The 18,161-nt window shown below is 73.1% G+C and carries 17 protein-coding genes, 1 pseudogene and 1 riboswitch; of the genes and pseudogenes, 8 read left to right on the top strand and 10 right to left on the bottom strand.

The window, feature by feature from the left end:
* Positions 1-3: 3 nt before the first annotated feature.
* Entirely contained in the window at positions 4-1,209 is a 1,206-nt protein-coding gene (locus tag ACFWWU_RS19765; RefSeq protein ID WP_384146992.1) for an MBL fold metallo-hydrolase, read from the bottom strand.
* A 116-nt stretch (positions 1,210-1,325) separates the two neighbouring features.
* On the opposite strand from ACFWWU_RS19765, the gene ACFWWU_RS19760 reads away from it, so the two are divergent.
* Together ACFWWU_RS19760 and ACFWWU_RS19755 are read left to right on the top strand one after the other, a co-directional pair.
* Positions 1,326-2,504: a Glu/Leu/Phe/Val dehydrogenase dimerization domain-containing protein gene (locus tag ACFWWU_RS19760; RefSeq protein WP_384146990.1), complete on the top strand. Its 1,179-nt coding sequence runs from the start codon at positions 1,326-1,328 to the stop codon at positions 2,502-2,504.
* A 104-nt stretch (positions 2,505-2,608) separates the two neighbouring features.
* Positions 2,609-3,196: pseudogene (locus tag ACFWWU_RS19755) on the top strand (TetR/AcrR family transcriptional regulator); the annotation flags it as partial.
* 330 nt (positions 3,197-3,526) lie between these two features.
* Here the strand turns inward: ACFWWU_RS19755 and ACFWWU_RS19750 are convergent.
* The 3 genes from ACFWWU_RS19750 to ACFWWU_RS19740 all read right to left on the bottom strand — a co-directional run bounded on the left by ACFWWU_RS19750 (position 3,527) and on the right by ACFWWU_RS19740 (position 5,919).
* Entirely contained in the window at positions 3,527-4,360 is an 834-nt protein-coding gene (locus tag ACFWWU_RS19750) for an SIMPL domain-containing protein (protein WP_384146988.1), read from the bottom strand.
* Between the two features lie 140 nt (positions 4,361-4,500).
* Positions 4,501-5,565 (bottom strand): DUF6745 domain-containing protein, encoded by a 1,065-nt coding sequence (locus ACFWWU_RS19745; protein WP_384146986.1) that lies wholly within the window; start codon positions 5,563-5,565, stop codon positions 4,501-4,503.
* A gap of 27 nt (positions 5,566-5,592) precedes the next feature.
* Positions 5,593-5,919 carry a hypothetical protein gene (locus ACFWWU_RS19740; protein WP_329620221.1) on the bottom strand — a complete coding sequence of 109 codons (327 nt, stop codon included), beginning with the start codon at positions 5,917-5,919 and terminating at the stop codon, positions 5,593-5,595.
* Between the two features lie 188 nt (positions 5,920-6,107).
* On the opposite strand from ACFWWU_RS19740, the gene ACFWWU_RS19735 reads away from it, so the two are divergent.
* The 5 genes from ACFWWU_RS19735 to ACFWWU_RS19715 are packed head-to-tail and all read left to right on the top strand — an operon-like array spanning position 6,108 to position 11,443.
* Positions 6,108-7,076, top strand: a complete 969-nt coding sequence (locus ACFWWU_RS19735) for an STM4015 family protein (protein ID WP_384146984.1) — start codon at positions 6,108-6,110, stop codon at positions 7,074-7,076.
* Positions 7,073-8,386, top strand: coding sequence for an STM4014 family protein (locus ACFWWU_RS19730; protein WP_384146982.1), 1,314 nt, complete (start codon positions 7,073-7,075; stop codon positions 8,384-8,386). The genes ACFWWU_RS19735 and ACFWWU_RS19730 overlap by 4 nt, the downstream gene beginning before the upstream one ends.
* 11 nt (positions 8,387-8,397) lie before the next feature.
* Positions 8,398-9,219: an STM4013/SEN3800 family hydrolase gene (locus ACFWWU_RS19725; RefSeq protein ID WP_384147242.1), complete on the top strand. Its 822-nt coding sequence runs from the start codon at positions 8,398-8,400 to the stop codon at positions 9,217-9,219.
* Complete coding sequence (locus ACFWWU_RS19720) at positions 9,216-10,562, top strand: STM4012 family radical SAM protein (protein ID WP_384146980.1); 1,347 nt, start codon at positions 9,216-9,218, stop codon at positions 10,560-10,562. The genes ACFWWU_RS19725 and ACFWWU_RS19720 overlap by 4 nt, the downstream gene beginning before the upstream one ends.
* 8 nt (positions 10,563-10,570) lie before the next feature.
* Entirely contained in the window at positions 10,571-11,443 is an 873-nt protein-coding gene (locus tag ACFWWU_RS19715; protein WP_384146978.1) for an STM4011 family radical SAM protein, read from the top strand.
* On the opposite strand, the gene ACFWWU_RS19710 is transcribed toward ACFWWU_RS19715, so the two are convergent.
* Both ACFWWU_RS19710 and ACFWWU_RS19705 read right to left on the bottom strand, forming a co-directional pair.
* On the bottom strand, positions 11,430-12,224 hold the full coding sequence (locus tag ACFWWU_RS19710) for an SGNH/GDSL hydrolase family protein (RefSeq protein ID WP_384146976.1): 795 nt from the start codon (positions 12,222-12,224) through the stop codon (positions 11,430-11,432). The genes ACFWWU_RS19715 and ACFWWU_RS19710 overlap by 14 nt on opposite strands.
* Before the next feature lie 149 nt (positions 12,225-12,373).
* On the bottom strand, positions 12,374-13,414 hold the full coding sequence (locus tag ACFWWU_RS19705) for a peptidoglycan DD-metalloendopeptidase family protein (RefSeq protein WP_384146974.1): 1,041 nt from the start codon (positions 13,412-13,414) through the stop codon (positions 12,374-12,376).
* Between the two features lie 4 nt (positions 13,415-13,418).
* Positions 13,419-13,575: riboswitch (cyclic di-AMP (ydaO/yuaA leader) on the bottom strand.
* A gap of 393 nt (positions 13,576-13,968) precedes the next feature.
* Between ACFWWU_RS19705 and ACFWWU_RS19700 the strand changes: the two genes are divergently transcribed.
* Positions 13,969-14,790: a tyrosine-protein phosphatase gene (locus ACFWWU_RS19700; protein WP_384146972.1), complete on the top strand. Its 822-nt coding sequence runs from the start codon at positions 13,969-13,971 to the stop codon at positions 14,788-14,790.
* A gap of 19 nt (positions 14,791-14,809) precedes the next feature.
* On the opposite strand, the gene ACFWWU_RS19695 is transcribed toward ACFWWU_RS19700, so the two are convergent.
* The 4 genes from ACFWWU_RS19695 to hpnH all read right to left on the bottom strand — a co-directional run bounded on the left by ACFWWU_RS19695 (position 14,810) and on the right by hpnH (position 18,154).
* Positions 14,810-14,965, bottom strand: a complete 156-nt coding sequence (locus ACFWWU_RS19695; RefSeq protein WP_015037637.1) for a DUF6126 family protein — start codon at positions 14,963-14,965, stop codon at positions 14,810-14,812.
* 53 nt (positions 14,966-15,018) lie between these two features.
* Positions 15,019-15,648 (bottom strand): helix-turn-helix domain-containing protein, encoded by a 630-nt coding sequence (locus ACFWWU_RS19690; protein WP_384146969.1) that lies wholly within the window; start codon positions 15,646-15,648, stop codon positions 15,019-15,021.
* Positions 15,649-15,723: 75 nt separating this feature from the next.
* Positions 15,724-17,109, bottom strand: coding sequence for an aspartate aminotransferase family protein (locus tag ACFWWU_RS19685; RefSeq protein ID WP_384146967.1), 1,386 nt, complete (start codon positions 17,107-17,109; stop codon positions 15,724-15,726).
* A gap of 22 nt (positions 17,110-17,131) precedes the next feature.
* Positions 17,132-18,154: an adenosyl-hopene transferase HpnH gene (gene hpnH, locus ACFWWU_RS19680; protein WP_384146964.1), complete on the bottom strand. Its 1,023-nt coding sequence runs from the start codon at positions 18,152-18,154 to the stop codon at positions 17,132-17,134.
* Between the last annotated feature and the right edge of the window lie 7 nt (positions 18,155-18,161).

The following is an 18,161-nucleotide window of genomic DNA, read 5'->3' as shown; positions in this document are numbered from 1 at the left end:
ATGTCACCGCTCGCCCGCGAGGTCGAGATCGTCGCTGCGCTTCTCGGCCTCGGCCTCGACCTCGGCCCGCCGGGGGCGGCGCCACGGGCGCGCGACCGGATGGGCCAACGCCCACCACCACGACTCCCCGGGCAGCTTCCCCGCGGGCTCGAACGGCTCGCCGGGCCGAGGGAACGCCACCGCCTGGCCGGCCTCCTCGGCCGCATCCCTCGTCCACTCGCCCGGCTCGGCCCACGGGTGCGGGGCGAGGTTGAACGTGCCCCAGTGGATCGGCAGCATCACGCCGGCCGCCGCACCGCCCTGGAGGTCCAGGTGGGCCCGCATGCCCTCCTCGGGAGTCATGTGGATGTCGGTCCAGAACTCCGAGTAGGCGCCGATCTGGATCATGGTGGCGTCGAAGGGGCCGTGCGCCGCGCCGATCTCCTTGAAGCCGGAGAAGTAGCCGGTGTCCCCGCTGTGGAAGATCCGGTGCTCGGGGCCCTGGACGACCCAGGACGCCCAGAGCGTGTGCTGCCGGTTGCGGATGCCGCGCCCGCAGAAGTGGCGGGCCGGGGTGGCCGTGAGCCGCAGCGCGCCGATCTCGGTGGACTCGTTCCAGTCCAGCTCGCGGAGCCGGGAGGCGGCCACGCCCCAGCGCTCCAGGTGCGCGCCGACGCCGAGCGGCACCGCGAAGACGGTGTCGGTGGCGGCGAGCGCCTTGATCGTCGGCAGGTCGAGGTGGTCGTAGTGGTCGTGCGAGATCACGACGACGTCGACCGGGCCGAGCGCGGCGAGCGGTGCGGGCACCGGGTGGAGCCGCTTCGGGCCGACGAAGGGGAACGGCGAGCAGCGATCGCCCCAGACCGGGTCGAAGAGGACCCGGTGCCCGTCGATCTCCGCGAGCACGCCGGAGTGCCCCATCCAGGTGAGGCGCAGCCCGGTGACCGGCGCCTTGGCCAGGTCGGCGACGGTGGTGGGGTGGACGGGGATCGTGCCGGTGGGGGCTCGGCGCGCGCGTCCTTCCTTCTCGAAGTAGATCTTGGCCAACTCCAGGGTGGAGCCCGAGGGCCCGCGGCGGGCCGGTTCGGGGTTCTGGAAGATCCCGTCCGCGAAGTTCGGCGAACGGCGGATGCGGGCGAGGCGCTCGCCCGCGGGGTCCGCGCCGAAGGACTCGGGGCGCAGTGCGCGCAGCCGGGCCCGTGGCGAACGGTCGGAGCCGGTACCGGTCACAGGACCTCCTGATCTCTGGGGGTCGTTCCATTATGGGCGGCCCGCGCCCCGGACCGCCGGGGGGACCGTTCATACTGAATCGTTGTTCAGTAACACCCCTCCCGAGGAGACGCGCGATGAGCCCCACCCCCCTGCTGTCCGTCGACTGGACCGATCACGTCACCGGCCGCCGGGGCCATCTGGTCGTCGACCGGCTCGTGCGCGGGGTGGCCAGCGGCGGCCTGCGGATGCGCGAGGGGTGCACGGCGGCCGAGGTCGCGGGGCTCGCCCGCGGCATGACCATGAAGGAGGCCCTGCACTACGACCCCGAGGGCCGGTACGTGCCGCTGGGCGGCGCGAAGGGCGGCATCGACTGCGACCCCCGCTCCCCGGAGGCGTACGGCGTCCTCGTGCGCTACCTGCGGGCCATGCGGCCGTACATCGAGCGGTTCTGGACGACCGGGGAGGACCTGGGGCTCACCCAGGGCCTGGTGGACCGGGCGGCGGCCGAGGCCGGGCTCGTCTCCTCCGTACAGGCCGTGTACCCGCTCCTGGACGACGAGGCGACGGCCCGGAAGCGGCTCGCCGACGCGTTCGCGATCGAGGTGGACGGCATCGGGCTCGACGAACTGGTCGGCGGCCTCGGAGTGGCCGAGTCGGTGCTCGTCGCCCTCGACCGGGCCGGGCGGGCGTACGCCGGGACCCGGGTGTCGGTGCAGGGGCTCGGCACGATGGGCGGGGCTACCGCCCGGTTCCTGGCCCGGGCCGGGCTGCGGGTGGTGGCCGTCGCCGACGTCCGGGGCACGATCGTGAACCCCGACGGCCTCGACGTCGAGACGCTGCTCGCCGCCCGCGACGGCCACGGCACGGTCGACCGCGCGGCCCTGCGGCCCGGCGACCGGGAGGAGCCCCGGGACGCCTGGCTCGCGGTCGACGCGGAGGTCCTGGTCCCGGCGGCCGTCTCGTACGCGATCGACGCCGGGAACGAGGGCCGGATCACGGCCCGCTGGATCGCGGAGGCGGCCAACATGCCGGTCCTGCCGGAGGCCGAGGAGGCCCTCGCCGCGCGCGGGGTGACCGTGCTGCCCGACGTGGTCGTGAACTCGTGCACGAACGCCTGGTGGTGGTGGACGCTTTTCGGTGACATCGAGGCCGACGCCGAGCAGGCCTTCGACCGGGTACGCCGGTCGATGCGGGAGCTGGTGGGCGGCGTGCTCGACCGGGCCGCGGCGGACGGCACCGGCCCGCGCGCCGCGGCGCACGCGCTGGTCGCGGAGCGTCTGCCGGTGATCGCCGAGCGCTACGGCTGGTACTGAGACCGGGCGGCAGGGCCTGGGGTCCCGGCTCGGGCACGGCTCCGACCGGGCGGCCCGCTCGTAGACGATCATGCCCTTGTCATGTGCTGTGTAGGCTGCTCGGCGTGGCGAGAGTGCGGTTGAGTGTGGCGGAGCGGCGGGAGGAGCTGCTGCGGGCCGCCGTCGACCAGATCGAGGCCCGGGGCGTCACCGCCGTCCGGATCTCCGACGTGGCCTCGGCGCTCGGGGTGAGCAACGCCTTGGTGCTCTACCACTTCTCGACCAAGGAACAGCTGGTGGCCGCGGCTTTCTCGCACGCGGCCGAGAGCGACCTCGCCCGTCTGCGGCAGCTGCTCGGACGGCGTTCCACGGCGGTGCGGCGACTGCGCGCCGCCGTGCGCTGGTACGCGCCGACCGGGCAGGCCAAGGGCTGGCGGCTGTGGATCGAGGGGTGGGCCGCTTCGCTGCGCGACCCCGAGCTGCGCGAGGTCGCCGCATCGCTGGACCGGGAGTGGAAGGCGGCGCTGGCCCGGGTGATCGGGGAGGGGGTCGCGGCCGGCGAGTTCCGGTGTCCGGATCCGACCGCGGCGGCCTGGCGGCTCACCGCGTTCCTCGACGGGCTCGCGGTCCAGACGACGGCGTACTCCGGCTCCCTCTCGCGCGCCACGCTCCTGCGGTGGGCGGACGCCGCCCTCGCCCGGGAGCTGGGCCTGCCCGAGGAGACACGGGGCGGCCCTGAGGACGGCGCTCGGGAGGCCGGTGCGGACGGCGCGCGGGACGATGCCCGGGGCGGCATCCCCGAGGCCACGCCGGGCGCGGACGGTCCGCCCGGTGAAGACGGGACGGAGACACCGCCCGGCCCGTAGCTGTGCCGCACGGGTCGGACGGGGCGAACGGGCCGAACGGGCCCCGACAGGTCGGACGGGCCGGACAGGTCGGACGGGCCGGACAGGTCGGACGCGCCGGACAGGTCGGACGGATCGCACGGGTCGGAGGGCACCGGTCGGAGCGGACGGGGCCGGTCGGAGCGGCCCTCTTCGGCCTCAGAGCAGTTCGAAGACCGCCGAGACGGTGACCTGCTCCTCGATCTCACCGGGAGCCAGCGGGACCCCCGGCTCGTCCGCGGGCATCGAGGGGGCGGCGCCGTGGCCGGGGCGCGTGGAGTCGCCCTCGCTGAGGGAGACCAGTCGGCCGAGCCGGTGTCCGCTGAGCCGCGCGTGCTGCGAGGCCTTCTCGTACGCGTCCTGGAAGGCGGCCTCACGCGCCTTCACCCGCAGCGCCGACGGGTCGGCGACGTCGAAGACGACGCCGTTGATCCGGCCCTCGTCCCCCGTGGCGTCGTTGACGGCGCCGATGACCTGCCCGGTCCTGTCGAGGTCGCGGACCTTCACGGAGAAGGACTGCCCGGCCTGGTACCCGGTCACCTTGCTCTCCCCCTCGGGGCTCTGGGTGTAGACCGGAGAGAGCGAGAGGCTGTCGGTCCGGATGTCCCGGTCCTCGATCCCCTGCTGGTGCAGCACGCCCAGCAGGGCCTTGGCGGCGGTGCTCTGAGCGGCCATCGCCTCCTTCGCCGTCTTACGGGTCGCCTCGACCCCGACGGACAGGATCGCCAGGTCCGGTGCGGCGGCCGCCCGGCCGGTCCCGCTGACGCTGACCGTGGCGGGCGCGGCCGCCCGGGCGGCGGTGCGGAGGGCGGTCCGGTCGGGCGCGGCGGCCAGGGCGGGGGCTGCGGTGCCGACGAGCAGCCCGCCGAGCACCGCGGTGGCGGCGAGGAGACGGGCGGTGCGGGCGGTCGCGGAGGCACGAACGGTCGCCGCGATGCGGGCGGTCGTCGCGGGATGAGCGGTCGTCGCGGTCCGGGGCTGGCGGGTCGTCACGGGCGGTCCCTTCGGGGGTGGGTGCCGGGGCTCCGGCGGGCACATCCCAGCACCCGTCGCCGCCGCCTCCCGCACGCCACTCCTGTCCGGCGGCTCCCTTCACCTCTCCGTACCAGCCGGGCCCGTGCCCCGGGCCCCGCTCAGGTCTGGACGAGCGGCTCGTACGCCTCGGCGGAGAGCCCGAAGGTCCAGGCCACGCCCTCCCTCGCGGTCCGGGTCGAGGGCGGCACCCGCAGCCAGTACGTGCGGTGGCTGCCGTCCGGTTCGGGGGTGGAGTTGACCACCTCGACCATCACCACGTCCTCACCGTCGTCGTCGGCCGGTTCGACGCGCCACAGGACGCCCGTCTCGTCCCGGTGCTCGTGCCGGGCGCCCGACTCCGCGAGGTAGCGGTCGTAGCCGTAGTACTCCAGCATCACGCGCCGCAGTTCGGCGTTCTCCTCCGCGCGTATCAGCTCGGGGGTGAGGCCGGCGAGACCGGCCAGGAAGTCGGCGTCCACCGGCATGCCCCGCCAGGCGTGGAGGGCGAAGCCGTCGGGGTACGCGAGCGCCGGGCCGTCGCCCCGGTCGAGGCGCCCCGCCTCGTCCCGGTGGAGCTCCACGGGGCGCTCGCAGACCACGGCCACGTTCTCGTAGGGCCACCACCAGCCCGCGTGCCGGGCGACGGCGGCGAGCCCCGCGAGCCGCTCGCCCCGGCCGTCGAAGGCGGCGAGCCAGGCGGCGTCGTGCTGGCCGAGCACCGCGTCGAACAGCACGAGCCGCACGGCGGTCGCCTCCCGCGCGGTCCCGTCGGTGACCGTTTCCGCGGCGGCCTCCGTCACCCCGGCCCGGATCCGGTCGGCGAGCTCCCGCGTGAGGTCCCAGAGGCCCGCGCCGGTCGCCTGCCAGTGCGCCGCCCAGCCCGCCGGCCCGAGCGCGTCGTGGAGGCGTCGCCGCTCCTCGGCCCAGGGCCGGGTGCGCACCTCGTCCCGTACCGAACGGCCCGGATCCGTGAGCCCTCTGACGCGTGCGACGGCCGCGAGCGGCGAGTCGGCCCACAGCACGCGCGCGGGCTCGGCGAGCCCCGCCGTGCGGTAGGCGAGCCGGACGCCGGCCTCGGCGGCGGCGCGATCGCCCGGTCCGGTGGCCGCGGCGACGGCCCGCCACGTGTCCTGTGCGGTGGTGCGGTTCATGCCGGTGTTCCCCAAGTCCTCGTCCCTGACCATGTCGAGCCCCTCACGTCCGCCGGGCCGTCAGTCCGCGACGATCCGGTAGGCGCCGGGCACGTACTCCCGCTGCCGCACGACCCTGTACCAGCCCTTGGGCAGGGCTATCGGGGCATGCTCCTCGTGCACCACCCGGCCGCCCTCGGGCAGTTCGAGCAGGAGCGGGCCGAGGGGGCCCGGCTCCCGCACGAGCCGGCCGGGCCCGGGAATGGCGTGGGCGTGCCCGGTCACCTCCCCGAGGGCGAGGACGAGGCGGCCCCTGGCGTCCCTCGGCTCCCCCGCCGCGGCCTTCGCGCGGGCCGGTACGGCCGTCTCCTCGACCGGTGCGATCAGCACGTCTCCCTGCCGGTACATGGCTCTCCCCTCCCCGTTCGGCGCGCTTCGACCGAACACGAGAACGACGCTAGAGGGCGGGTCTGACAATCCATCCGGCCATCGCCCGGAGCCCGCCGGAGCGGCCCCGGCGAACGGCGTTGTCGGTGCCGCTTGGTAGAACTCTCGGCATCAGCCGATCAACGTCGTCCGTTGTCTGGAGCACCGTCATGACCATCGGGAAATACCAGCAGGATTTCCACGGCCTTCCCGTGTTCGACTTCCCGGGTGCCGGCGCGGACGGGACCGCGTCCGCCCCGCTGCCCGACGCCGCCGCGGTCGCCTGGCGGATCTCCGCCCCGACGTACAGCGAGCCCGAGGACGAGCTCTGGGAGCCGCTCTTCGAGCGGTTCCTCAAGACGGTCGACCCGAAGCGCGTGCGCGCGCTGGTCGTCGGCGGCTGGGACGAGGCGTACGAGACCTCGTCCGCCCCCGTCGTCGCGGCGCTGATCGCCGCCCGCGACCGGCTCACGGACCTGCGGGCGGTGTTCGTCGGGGACATGACCGGCGAGGACTGCGAGATCTCGTGGATCGTCCAGTCCGACGTGACGCCGCTGCTCGCCGCCTACCCCGCCCTGCGGGAGTTCGGGGTGCGCGGGGGCTCGGAGCTGAAGTTCCCGCCGATCCGGCACGAGGGCCTGGAGACCCTGGTGGTCGAGACGGGCGGTCTGCCCGCCGAGGTCGTGCGCGGGATCGCCGGCAGCGAGCTGCCCGCCCTGGAGAGCCTGGAGCTCTGGCTGGGCACCGACGAGTACGGCGGTGACAGCACCGTCGAGGACCTGGCACCCCTGCTCGCCGGGACGGGCTTCCCCGCCCTGCGCCACCTGAGCCTGTGCAACAGCGTCATCCAGGACGCGGTCGCCGCGGCCGTGGCCGGTGCCCCCGTCGTCGCCCGGATCGAGCGGCTCGACCTCTCCATGGGCGTCCTCACGGACGAGGGCGCTGCGGCCCTCCTCGACGGGCAGCCGCTGACCCACCTCGCCCACCTCGACCTCTCCCACCACTACCTGTCGGAGGCGATGATCGAGCGGGTCCGGGCGGCGCTCGTCCCGCACGGCGTCACGGTCGTCCTCGACGACCCGCAGGAGGCGGAGGACGACGGAGACAGGGTCTACCGGTACGTCGCGGTAGCCGAATGACCCTCGACCCGCGCCTCGTCGTCGTCGGTGATCCGGCGGGCCGCCGCGTCGCGTTCTTCCAGGACGCGCTGCGGACCGCCGGGCTGCCCGGGGCGCGGGTGGTGTCCTGGCCGGACGTGCTGCGCGGCCGGGCGCGGTTCGCCGCCGGCGAGACCGTACGGATCGACTCGCCCGGCGAGGATCCGGAGGCCGACCGGCTGCTGCGCGGGGTCGACGACCCGGCCCGGGTCGAGGGTTCGGGCCGCTGGTACGCCCGGTTCACCGCCGCCGTCTCGGAGCTCGCGGAGACCGTCGGGGACGCGGGAGGCGCGCTCGTCGACGACGCCGGTGAGCTCGCGGTCCTGTTCGACAAGCGGCTGAGCCACGGCCGGCTGCGGACAGCCGGTGTGCCGGTGCCCGATTCGCCGACCTCCGGGCCGGCCGCCCCGGCCGTGGGCGGCTGGGGGGACCTCCGTGCGCTGCTCGACGCGGCCGGGCTGCGGCGGGCGTTCGTGAAGCTCGCACACGGCTCGTCCGCGTCCGGGGTGCTCGCGGTGGAGACGAACGGCGCGGGCCGGATCCAGGCGACCACGTCGGTGGAGCGCGCACCGGACGGACACCTCTTCAACTCCCTGCGGGTACGGCGCTACACGAGCGAGCGGGAGATCGCCCCGATCGTGGACGCCCTCGCCCCCGACGGGCTGCATGTCGAGCGCTGGCTGCCGAAGGCCACCCAGGACGGCCGCGCCGCGGACCTGCGGGTGGTGGTGATCGACGGCCGGGCCACCCATGCCGTCGTGCGCACCAGCCGCTCCCCCATGACCAATCTGCATCTCGGCGGCGCCCGGGGCGACCTGGCCGCCGCCCGGGCCGCGATCGCCGCGGCCGGCGGGCGGTGGGAGGACGCGCTCGGGGTCTGCGAGCGGGCCGCCGCCGCCTTCCCCGGCACCCGGTGCGTGGGCGTCGACCTGCTGCCCGCCACCGGCTGGCGCCGCTTCGCGGTGGGCGAGGTCAACGCCTTCGGCGATCTCCTGCCCAGGCTCACGGGCCTGCCGGGCAGCGGCGCCGAGGGCCTCGACACGTACGCGGCGCAGGTCGCCGCCCAGTTCCCCGACGCACGCCGGACCCACGCCCGATCGACCGACACCGACCGGACCCACGCCCTCCCTACCGACACAGGCCGGACCCACGCCCTCCCTACCGACACAGGCCGGACCCACGCCCTCCCTACCGACACAGGCCGGACCCGCGCCCTCCCTACCGACACAGGCCGGACCCGCGCCCTCCCTACCGACGCAGCCCCCCGCACCACAGGAACGAGCACCACGTGAACCAGCCCGACATGAACGCGATCGTCGGCAGCCACGACCTGCTCCTGGTCACCCTCGACACGCTGCGGTACGACGTGGCGGCCGAGCTGGCGGCAGAGGGACGCATCCCGCACCTGGCCCGGCATCTGCCCGGCGGGGTCTGGGAGCGGCGACACGCGCCCGGGAGTTTCACGTACGCCTCCCACCAGGCGATCTTCGCCGGTTTCCTGCCGACCCCGGCCGCTCCCGGGCCGCACCCCCGGCTCTTCGCGGCCCGTTTCGCGGGCAGCGAGACGACCGCCGACGGCACCTACGTCCACGACACCCCGGACCTCGTCTCGGCCCTCGCCGGCGAGGGCTACCGGACGGTCTGCGTCGGCGGGGTGGGCTTCTTCAACAAGCAGCCGCCGCTCGGCTCCGTACTCCCCGGCCTGTTCCAGGAGAGCCACTGGGAGCCGTCCTTCGGCGTCGCGTCCCCGACCTCCTTCGCGTCCCAGGTGACCCGCGCCGAGGAGGTCGTCGCCGCGCTCCCCCGCGAGCGCCGGCTCTTCCTCTTCGTCAACGTGTCCGCGCTGCACCAGCCCAACTGGTTCCACCTGCCGGGGGCGACCCGCGAGGCCGGGGACTCCCGGGCCACGCACGCGGCGGCCCTCGAATACGTCGACCGGCACATCGGACGGCTCTTCGCCGCGATGAGCAGCCGCCGGCCCTGCTTCGCGATCGTCTGCTCGGACCACGGCACCGCGTACGGGGAGGACGGCCACACCGGACACCGGCTCGGCCACGAGGTCGTGTGGACCGTGCCGTACGCGCAGTTCGTCCTGGACGGCCCCGCGCAGGAGGCGACGGCATGAACGACACCGCCGCCCCGCGCCCGTACCGCAGCTACGTCTACGCCTATCCGCACAAGACGGCCTACCGCGCGCTCCCCGACCGGCCGCCCCTCGACGCCCTCTGGGCCGCTGAGCCGAAGGACGCGCTCTCCCTCTACGCGCACATACCGTTCTGCGAGGTCCGCTGCGGCTTCTGCAACCTCTTCACCCGCATCGGCGCCCCCGACGAGCTGACCACCCGCTACCTCGACGCCCTTGACCGCCAGGCCACAGCGGTCCGCGAGGCGCTCGGCGACACCCGAGGGGACAGCGCTCCCGTGCGGTTCGCCACGGCCGCGTTCGGCGGTGGCACGCCCACCTTCCTCACCGCCGCCGAGCTGGAGCGGCTTTGCGACATCGCAGAGAAGCGGATGGGGGTCGATCTGCGGGCGGTCCCGCTCTCCGTCGAGACGTCCCCCGCGACCGCGACCGCCGACCGGCTCGCGCTCCTCGCCGAGCGGGGCGCGACCCGCCTCAGCATCGGCGTGCAGAGCTTCGTGGAAGCGGAGGCGCGGGCGGCGGTCCGGCCGCAGCGGCGCGCGGACGTCGAGGCCGCGCTCGGCAGGATCCGGGACACCGGCGTGCCCGTCCTCAACATCGACCTCATCTACGGGATCGACGGCCAGACCGAGGAGTCCTGGCGCTCCTCGCTCGACGCGGCGCTCGCCTGGCACCCCGAGGAGCTGTACCTCTATCCGCTGTACGTCCGGCCGCTCACCGGCCTCGGCCGGCTCTCCCCCGGCGCCGACCGCGAGTGGGACGAGCGGCGGCTGCGCCTCTACCGGTACGGCCGGGACCACCTCCGCGCGCACGGCTACGAGCAGGTGTCGATGCGGATGTTCCGGCGGACGGACGCCGCGCCCCTCGGCCCGGACGACTACGCGTGCCAGACGGACGGGATGATCGGCCTGGGCTGCGGCGCCCGCTCGTACACCTCGGCGCTGCACTACTCCTTCGACTACGCCGTCGACATGCGCGAGATCCGCTCGATCATCGACGCGTACACGGAGACCGCGGACTTCTCCCGCGTCGAGGTGGGCCGGTGGGTCGATGCCGAGGAGGCCCGGCGCCGCCATCTGCTCCAGTCGCTGCTCCAGGCCGAGGGCATGCCGGTCGCCGTCTACGAGGAGCGGTTCGGCTCCTCCCCGTTCGTGGACTTCCCGGCGGAGCTGACCCGTTTCGAGGCCCTCGGCTGGCTCGACGCGGACGCCCCGGCGGGGCTGCTCCGGCTCTCGCCGGAGGGCCTCGCGTACTCGGACGGGCTCGGCCCGGAGCTGTTCTCGCCCGACGTGCGGGCCGCCATGGCCGCGTACGAGCCGAAGTAGGGCCGGCCGTGGATCTGACGCTGCTCTACCGCGGCCCGCTCGCCTCCTGCGACTTCGACTGCCCCTACTGCCCCTTCGCCAAGCGCCGGGACAGCCGCGAGCAGCTGCGCGCGGACCGGGCCGCGCTCGACCGGTTCACCGGGTGGGCCGCCGGACAGACCGGCGACCGGCTGCGGATCCTCTTCACCCCGTGGGGCGAGGGCCTGGTGCGCTCCTGGTACCGGCGGGCCCTTGTCGACCTGTCACGGCTGCCGCACGTGGAGCGGGTGGCGATCCAGACCAATCTCAGCTGCCGGACCGACTGGCTGGCGGAGGCGGACCCGGAGACCGTCGCCCTCTGGTGCACGTACCACCCGGGCCAGACGCCGTACGAGCGGTTCCTCGGCAAGTGCCGCGAGCTGGCGGACCGGGGCATCCGGTTCAGCGTCGGCGTGGTCGGCCTGCCCGAGCACCGGGACGACGCCCGCCGGCTGCGCGCCGCCCTGCCGCCGCACGTCTACCTCTGGGTGAACGCGGCCGAGGGGCACACGTACACGGACGCGGAGGCCGAGGAGTGGACGGGGATCGATCCGCTCTTCCCGTACAGCAGACGGCCGCACCGCTCGGCGGGGCTGCCGTGCCGTACCGGCGAGTCGGTGATCTCGGTGGACGGCGAGGGGACGGTGCGGCGCTGCCACTTCGTCAAGGCCGAGCTGGGGAACCTGTACGACGGTTCGTACCGCGCCGCGCTGCGCCCCCGGGCCTGCCCCCTCTCCGTCTGCGACTGTCACATCGGCTACGTCCATCTGGAGACGCTGCCGCTGTACGACGTGTTCGCCGGCGGGGTCCTGGAGCGGATCCCGGCCGGCGTCACCGTGCCCGGCGGTCCTACAGGGGCATGAGGTCGGGGCGCTTGGCCTCGACGTGGTCGCCCGAGCTCTCGCCGCGCAGCCTGCGCCCGATCCAGGGCACGAGGTACTCCTTGGCCCAGTTGAGGTCGTCGCGGCGCACCTCCAGCGCGCCGCGCGGGGGGCGCGGCGGCCACGACTGGTCCGGGTCGGCGGGCACCGGCAGACCGAGGACCTGGGCGGCGCGCAGGGCGACGCGGGTGTGTCCGTCGGGCGAGAGGTGCAGCCGGTCGTCGTCCCAGGCCCGCAGGTCCTGCACCGACTTGAGGGACCACAGGTCGAGGACCGGGCAGTCGTAGCGGTCCGCGATGGACCGGACGTGGGCGGTGTAGGTGGCGATCTTCCCGCGCAGGTGCCGGAGCACGGGGATGTCACGGGTGTCGAAGCCGGTGGTCACCATGACGGTGCCGACGGCGGAGGTCAGGTCCGCGACGGCCCGCTCGAAGCGCTCGGCCACGTCGTCGGGGTCGGTGCCGGGCCGGATGATGTCGTTGCCGCCGGCACAGAAGGTCACCAGGTCGGGGGCGAGTTCCTTCGCCCGGGGGACTTGTTCCGCCACGATCTGGTCGAGCAGGCGCCCGCGTACGGCCAGGTTGGCGTAGCGGAAGTCGTCGTGCTCCGGCAGCTGGTCGGCGAGCAGGACCGCGAAGCGGTCCGCCCAGCCGACGTACGTCCCGTCGGGTCCGGGGTCTCCGACGCCCTCGGTGAAGCTGTCACCGATCGCCGCGTACGACCCGAATGCGTTCTTGTCTCTTGATCTCGAATCGTCTGCCACGGGAGCACATCCTTCCCTTTCGGTGTGACCTACGCGACCGTAAGGAGGGGTTGACGCCTGGTGACATATGCCACCGATAAAGATTCTCCCAAGCCGGAATACGCCGACGGCCCGGCACACACGTGCCGGGCCGTCAGGAAGCGTCCGTGTCAGATGGAGACGCCGTGCTGGCGCAGGTAGGCCAGCGGGTCGACGTCGGAGCCGTAGCTCGGCGAGGTGCGGATCTCGAAGTGCAGGTGCGGGCCGGTGGAGTTGCCGGTCGAGCCGGACAGGCCGATCTGCTGGCCGCCGGTGACGGTCTGGCCGGACGAGACGGAGAGGGAGGAGAGGTGCGCGTACTGCGAGTAGTTGCCGTCCGCGTGCTGGATGACGACCTCGTTGCCGTAGGCGCCGCTCCAGCCGGCGGAGACGACCGTGCCGGCGCCGACGGCGCGGACGGTGGTGCCGGAGGAGGCGGTGAAGTCGACACCGGTGTGGTAGCCGGAGGACCACATGGAGCCGGAGGCGCGGTACGGGGTGGAGAAGCCGGCGTCGACGGGGGCGACCCAGCCGGACGCGGAGGTCGAGGCCCCCGACGACTGCGAGGTCCGCGACGACTGCGACGAGGAGGACTCGGCGGAGGCGGCGGCCGGGGCGGCGGAGCGCTGGCTGCTGCGCGAGGCGCGCGAGGTGTCGCCGTTCTTCTCGGAGGTCTGGGTGCTCTTGGGGGCGGCCTTCTCGGCGGCCTTCGGAGCGGCCTTCGGAGCCGCCTTCGGGGCGGCAGCCTTGGGCGCGGCGCTCTTCGGAGCAGCGGCGGCGGTGTTCTTGGCGCCGAGGGTGAGCTTCATGCCGGGCAGGATCAGCGAGGGGTTCTCGCCGACGACCTGGCGGTTGTCCGCGTAGAGCTTCTGCCAGCCGCCGGCGAGCCGGTACTCGGTGGCGATCTTGGACAGGTAGTCGCCGCTGACGACGGAGTACGTCTTCGGCGCGGCCTTCGCGGCGGCGGCGGGCGCGGCCTGGAGGGCGGCGGGCGCCTTCACCTGAGCGGCGGCGGCGACGGCCTGGGCGGGGACGGCGGCCTGCTCGGCGGCGTGGGCTCCGGTGGCGCCGAGGAGCGGAAGCGCGACGACGGCGCCTCCCGTACTGGCGACGACGAACCCACGCGTGATGGAATTGATCTTGGGACGGCGGTGCTTACCCTTCGCGGGCATGGCGAATTCCTCTCCGGCGCCTACGAGGTGAGCTGTCGGGTTCGGACTGGAGATGCCCGGCCGCGTTCTCACGCGGCTTCACCCCGAGCCGTCCTGTTGTCGCGGGACCGGCGTACTTCCTGGGTCCCCCGCTCCTGCCACGCATGGGATGAGTGCGGATTCCGGACGGTGGCAGGATTCGGCGGTCCGACCGGATTGACGGTGACGCTAGACGAGCGGGGTCGGAGCGAACAAGCCACAGATTTGCGCCGGCATTACCCGGGCCGCGTTCCGGACGGAATTCCGGTCACCCTCCGTCGATGACGGTCCTTCGATTTCCCTTTTGCGTACGGCAATTGCTTGGGGCCTTCGGCCACGATCCGTCACTTCTATGACCCTGCTCACGCGGCACCGCCCATCTCGCCTGTAAACAGGGCGCGTTCCACTTAACACCCCATTTCGGACAGATCCCCCATTCCCGTCCCGGGGGGTGCGCCGACCCCCTCTCACCTGGATGATTGTCCTAGGGACCGATCTCGCATCGGGCACCCGAACGACGACCCCCAGGAGCATCCGTGACGCAGCAGCTGCCGCAGGTCCCGCCCACCGAAGCGAACGAACCCGAGCTGGCCGAGGTCCGCAACTTCCGGGACGTGGGCGGCCTGCCGACGACGGACGGGCGCGCCGTGCGACCCGGACGCCTCTTCCGCAGCGGCCACCTCGCCCACGCCACCGAGACCGACGCCGCCTTCCTCGCCTCGCTGGGCCTGCACACCGTCTTCGACTTCCGCAACGAGGCCGACCGCAAGGTCGAGGGCGCGGACGTCGAGCTCCCCGGCGTGCGGAACGTGAACATACCCCTCAACGACCCGGCCGACGGCAAGGAGTTCTGGAAGCTGGTACGCGACGGCGACGTCGAGCAGCTGCGGGACATCCTGGGCGACGGCAAGGCGGCGGCCCGAATGTCCGACTCGTACCGGAAGATGGTGATCGAGCGGACTCCGGAGCACAGCAGGATCCTGCACTCCATGGCCGAGGAGAGCGTCCCGGCGCTGATGCACTGCGCGGCGGGCAAGGACCGCGCCGGACTCTCCATCGCGATCACGCTGCTCGCCCTCGACGTCGAGCGCGAGGCGATCGAGGCGGACTACGTGAAGTCGAACGACCCGCACCGCCGCTACAAGGTGCGCCGCAGCTCCACCGCCGCGGACGCGATGTCGCCCGAGGTGATGGAGCTGCTGAGCCCGCTCTTCGACGCGCGGCTGGAGTACCTGCGGGGCGCCTTCGAGACGATCGAGGCGACGTGGGGCTCGGTGGAGACCTACCTCACGGAGGGGCTGAAGCTGGCCCCCGAGACCCGCGAGCGGCTGCGGGAGCGCTTCCTCACGGAGGCGTGAGCCCGCCCGGAGCGCCGCTCTACTGGTTCTGCCCGCCGAGCATGAAGAGCAGGTAGAGGAAGCCGGCGAAGAGGTGCCCGGCGATCAGGTACGCGAAGAGGCGGAGGACCAGGCCCTTGGGGAACTTGCCTTCCCCGCGCTCCTCGCCGGTGACAGGTCGTGACTTCTCGGACATCTCGGTCCTTTTCTGACGAAGGGGGCACGTTCCCGCGAAGGGACACGCGGGGATCAGCGCCGGTGCGGGGTTCCGTCACCGAGGCACAGCTCGGCGACGGGACTCTGCATCAGGGTGTGGACGAAGAGCAGCTCGGCCCCGCCGGGGGTGGCGGCGCCGATGCGGTGCGGGGTCAGCGAGTCGAAGTGCGCGCTGTCCCCGGGATCGAGGACGTGGACGGCGTCGCCGAGCGCGAGCCGCACCCGCCCCTCCAGGACGTGGATCCACTCCTCGCCGGGGTGGACGCGCACGATGTCGGCCCGGGTGGCGTAGGGCACGTGGACGCGCAGGCACTGGAGCGCCCGCCCGGCGCCTCCGGCCTGCCGGTAGATCCAGCCGTCGGCCTCGACGGGCTCGGAGCGGCCGGCCCGGACGACGGGGTCACGCTCGGGCGGAGCCTCGCCGAGGAGCTCGGAGACCGTCGTACCGTAGATACGGGCGAGGCCGAGGAGCATCGGCAGCGAGGGTTGCCGGTTCCCCGTCTCCAGCCGGGAGAGGTGGGCCGGCGAGAGGCCGGCCCGCTGGGCGGCGGCCTCCAGGGTGAGTCCCCGGCGGCGGCGCAGGGCCCGCAGCTGCGGGGCGACGTCGGGCAGGACGTCGGGGGTGGCGGGGTCCGGGGAGGTGTCCCCGGGGACGTGGTCCATGCGTCCATTGCGCCAGGATCATGCCTCTGAGGCAAGTTTCTTGCCTCAGAGGCAAAGACGCCCGGGTCGCACGGGTCAGCGCTGCGCGACCGCCTGCTTCACCAGGGTCCTCCCGAAGTCCCACATCAGCCCGCCGCCGCCGTGGGCCTCGTCCATGACCGCCGTGAAGGCGGTGACGAACCGGTCCACGTCCGCCTCGTCGATGATCAGCGGCGGGATCAGCTTGATCACCTCCAGGTGGTCCCCGGAGACCTGGGTGAGGATGTGGTGCCGCTGGAGCAGCGGCACCACGACCATCTGCGCGAAGAGACCCTTGCGGGCCGCCTGGAGCATGGCCCAGCGGCCGCGCAGCCCCAGCGACGTCGGCCGGCCGAACTCGATCCCGATCATCAGCCCGCGCCCGCGGACCTCGTGCAGCAGCTCGTACCGGGGCACGAGCTCCTCCAGCCGGGAGCGGAGCAGCCCGCCGATCCGCCGGACGCGGGCGACCGTGCCCTCGGTCTCCATGACCGAGAGGACGGCGAGCCCGGCAGCCATGGCCTGCGCGTTCGATCCGAAGCTCGCCGAGTGGACGAGGACCCGGTCCATCGACGAGTAGACCTTCTTGAAGATCCAGTCCTTGCCGAGGGTGGCGCCGACCGGCACGTAGCCGCCGGAGAGCGCCTTGGCGACGCAGACCAGGTCCGGTTCCACTCCCGGCTCGTGCTGGTACGCGTAGAAGTCGCCGGTCCTGCCGAGGCCGGTCTGCACCTCGTCCACGATCAGCAGCGCGCCGTGCCGGTGCAGCAGCTCCTGGGCGGCGAGCAGGAAGCCGGGCGGCGCCTCGTGGACGCCCTTGCCCTGGATCGGCTCCACGACGAAGGCCGCCACGTCGCCACGGCGCAGCTCCCGCTCCAGGGCTTCGAGGTCACCGAGGGCGATCGCGGTGTCCGGCAGGAGGGGGTCGAAGCCCTCCCGGAAGCCCTGCTCGCCGTTGACGGAGAGCGAGCCGGTGGTGAGCCCGTGGAAGGCGTGGGCACAGTAGAGGACCCTGGGCCGCCCGGTGGCGTACCGGGCGAACTTGAGGGCGGTCTCGACGGCCTCGGTGCCGCTGTTGCCGAAGAAGACCCGGTCGAGGTGGGGGGTGTGGGCGAGGAGGCGTTCGGCGAGCAGTCCCGGCAGGGGCTGGCAGTCGAAGCGGGTGAGGTCGGCCAGCTGGGCGTCCAGGACGTCGTGGAGGGCCTTGCGGACGACGGGGTGGTGCCGTCCGAGACCCATCACGCCGAAGCCGGCGAGCATGTCGAGGTGGTCGACGCCGTCGGCGTCCCAGAAGTGGGCGCCCTCGGCCCGCTCGTACACCTTGTCGAAGCCGATGGTGTGGAGCATGCGCGGCAGCTGGTGGTTGAGGTACTTGGCGTGCAGCTCGTACCGCTCGCCGCCGCGCGCGGCGAGCAGGGCCCCCAGGTCGAACTCCCCGCTCATCGCCCGGTCACCTCCCCCACCCTCACGCGCTGTTCCCGGAGACGGTCTCCCTGATCGCGCGCAGGGACTCCTTGAGGGAACCCATGGTGGCGAGGACGGCGGTGGGCTCGTAGCCGCAGTGCGCCATGCAGTTGGCACAGCGCGGGTCCTTTCCGCGGCCGTACTTGTCCCAGTCGGTGTCCTCGACGAGTTCGCGGTACGTGGGGACGTAGCCGTCGCTCATCAGATAGCAGGGGCGCTGCCAACCGAAGAGCGAGTAGTTGGGAATGGCCCAGGCCGTGCAGGGGAAATCGGCCTTTCCTTCGAGGAAGTCCAGGAAGAGCGGCGAGTGATTGAGACGCCAGCGGCGCCGGTTTCCGCCCGCGAAGGCCTTTTTGAAGAGCTCGCGGGTCTGCTCGACGCCGAGGAAGTGCTCCTGGTCGGGGGCCTTCTCGTAGGCGTAGGCGGGCGAGATCATCATTTCGTCGACCTGGAGGTCGTCGTTGAGGAAATTGAGCACCTCGATGATGGTCTGCGGGGTGTCCGTGTTGAAGAAGGTCGAATTGGTGGTGACGCGGAAGCCGCGCCGCTTGGCCTCCTTGATGGCCGCCACCGCCTCGTCGAACACACCTTCCTTGGCGACGGATTCGTCGTGCCGCTCGCGCAGGCCGTCGATGTGCACGGCGAAGGCGAAGTACGGGGACGGAGTGAAGTCCGCCAGCTTCTTGCGGAGCAGCATCGCGTTGGTGCAGAGGAAGACGTACTTCCTACGGGCCACCAACTGGCGCACGATCTCGTGGATCTGAGGGTGCATCAAGGGCTCGCCGCCCGCGATGGACACCATGGGCGCACCGGACTCCAGGACCGCGCCGACCGCCTGCGCGACCGGCATGCGCTGCTTGAGGACACCCGCCGGGTGCTGGATCTTTCCGCAACCCTCGCACTTGAGGTTGCAGGCGTAGAGCGGCTCCAGCTCGACGATCAGCGGGAACTTGTCCCGCTTGCGGAGCTTCTGTTCGAAGAGGTAGGTCCCGACCCTGATGGACTGACGGAGCGGCATGGCCATAACTCGC

Origin of the sequence: Streptomyces sp. NPDC058650 (genome assembly GCF_042717315.1) — a bacterium.
GTDB lineage: Bacteria > Actinomycetota > Actinomycetes > Streptomycetales > Streptomycetaceae > Streptomyces.
The sequence above is the reverse complement of the archived record's forward strand: the minus strand, read 5'-3'. Positions and strand labels throughout refer to the sequence as shown.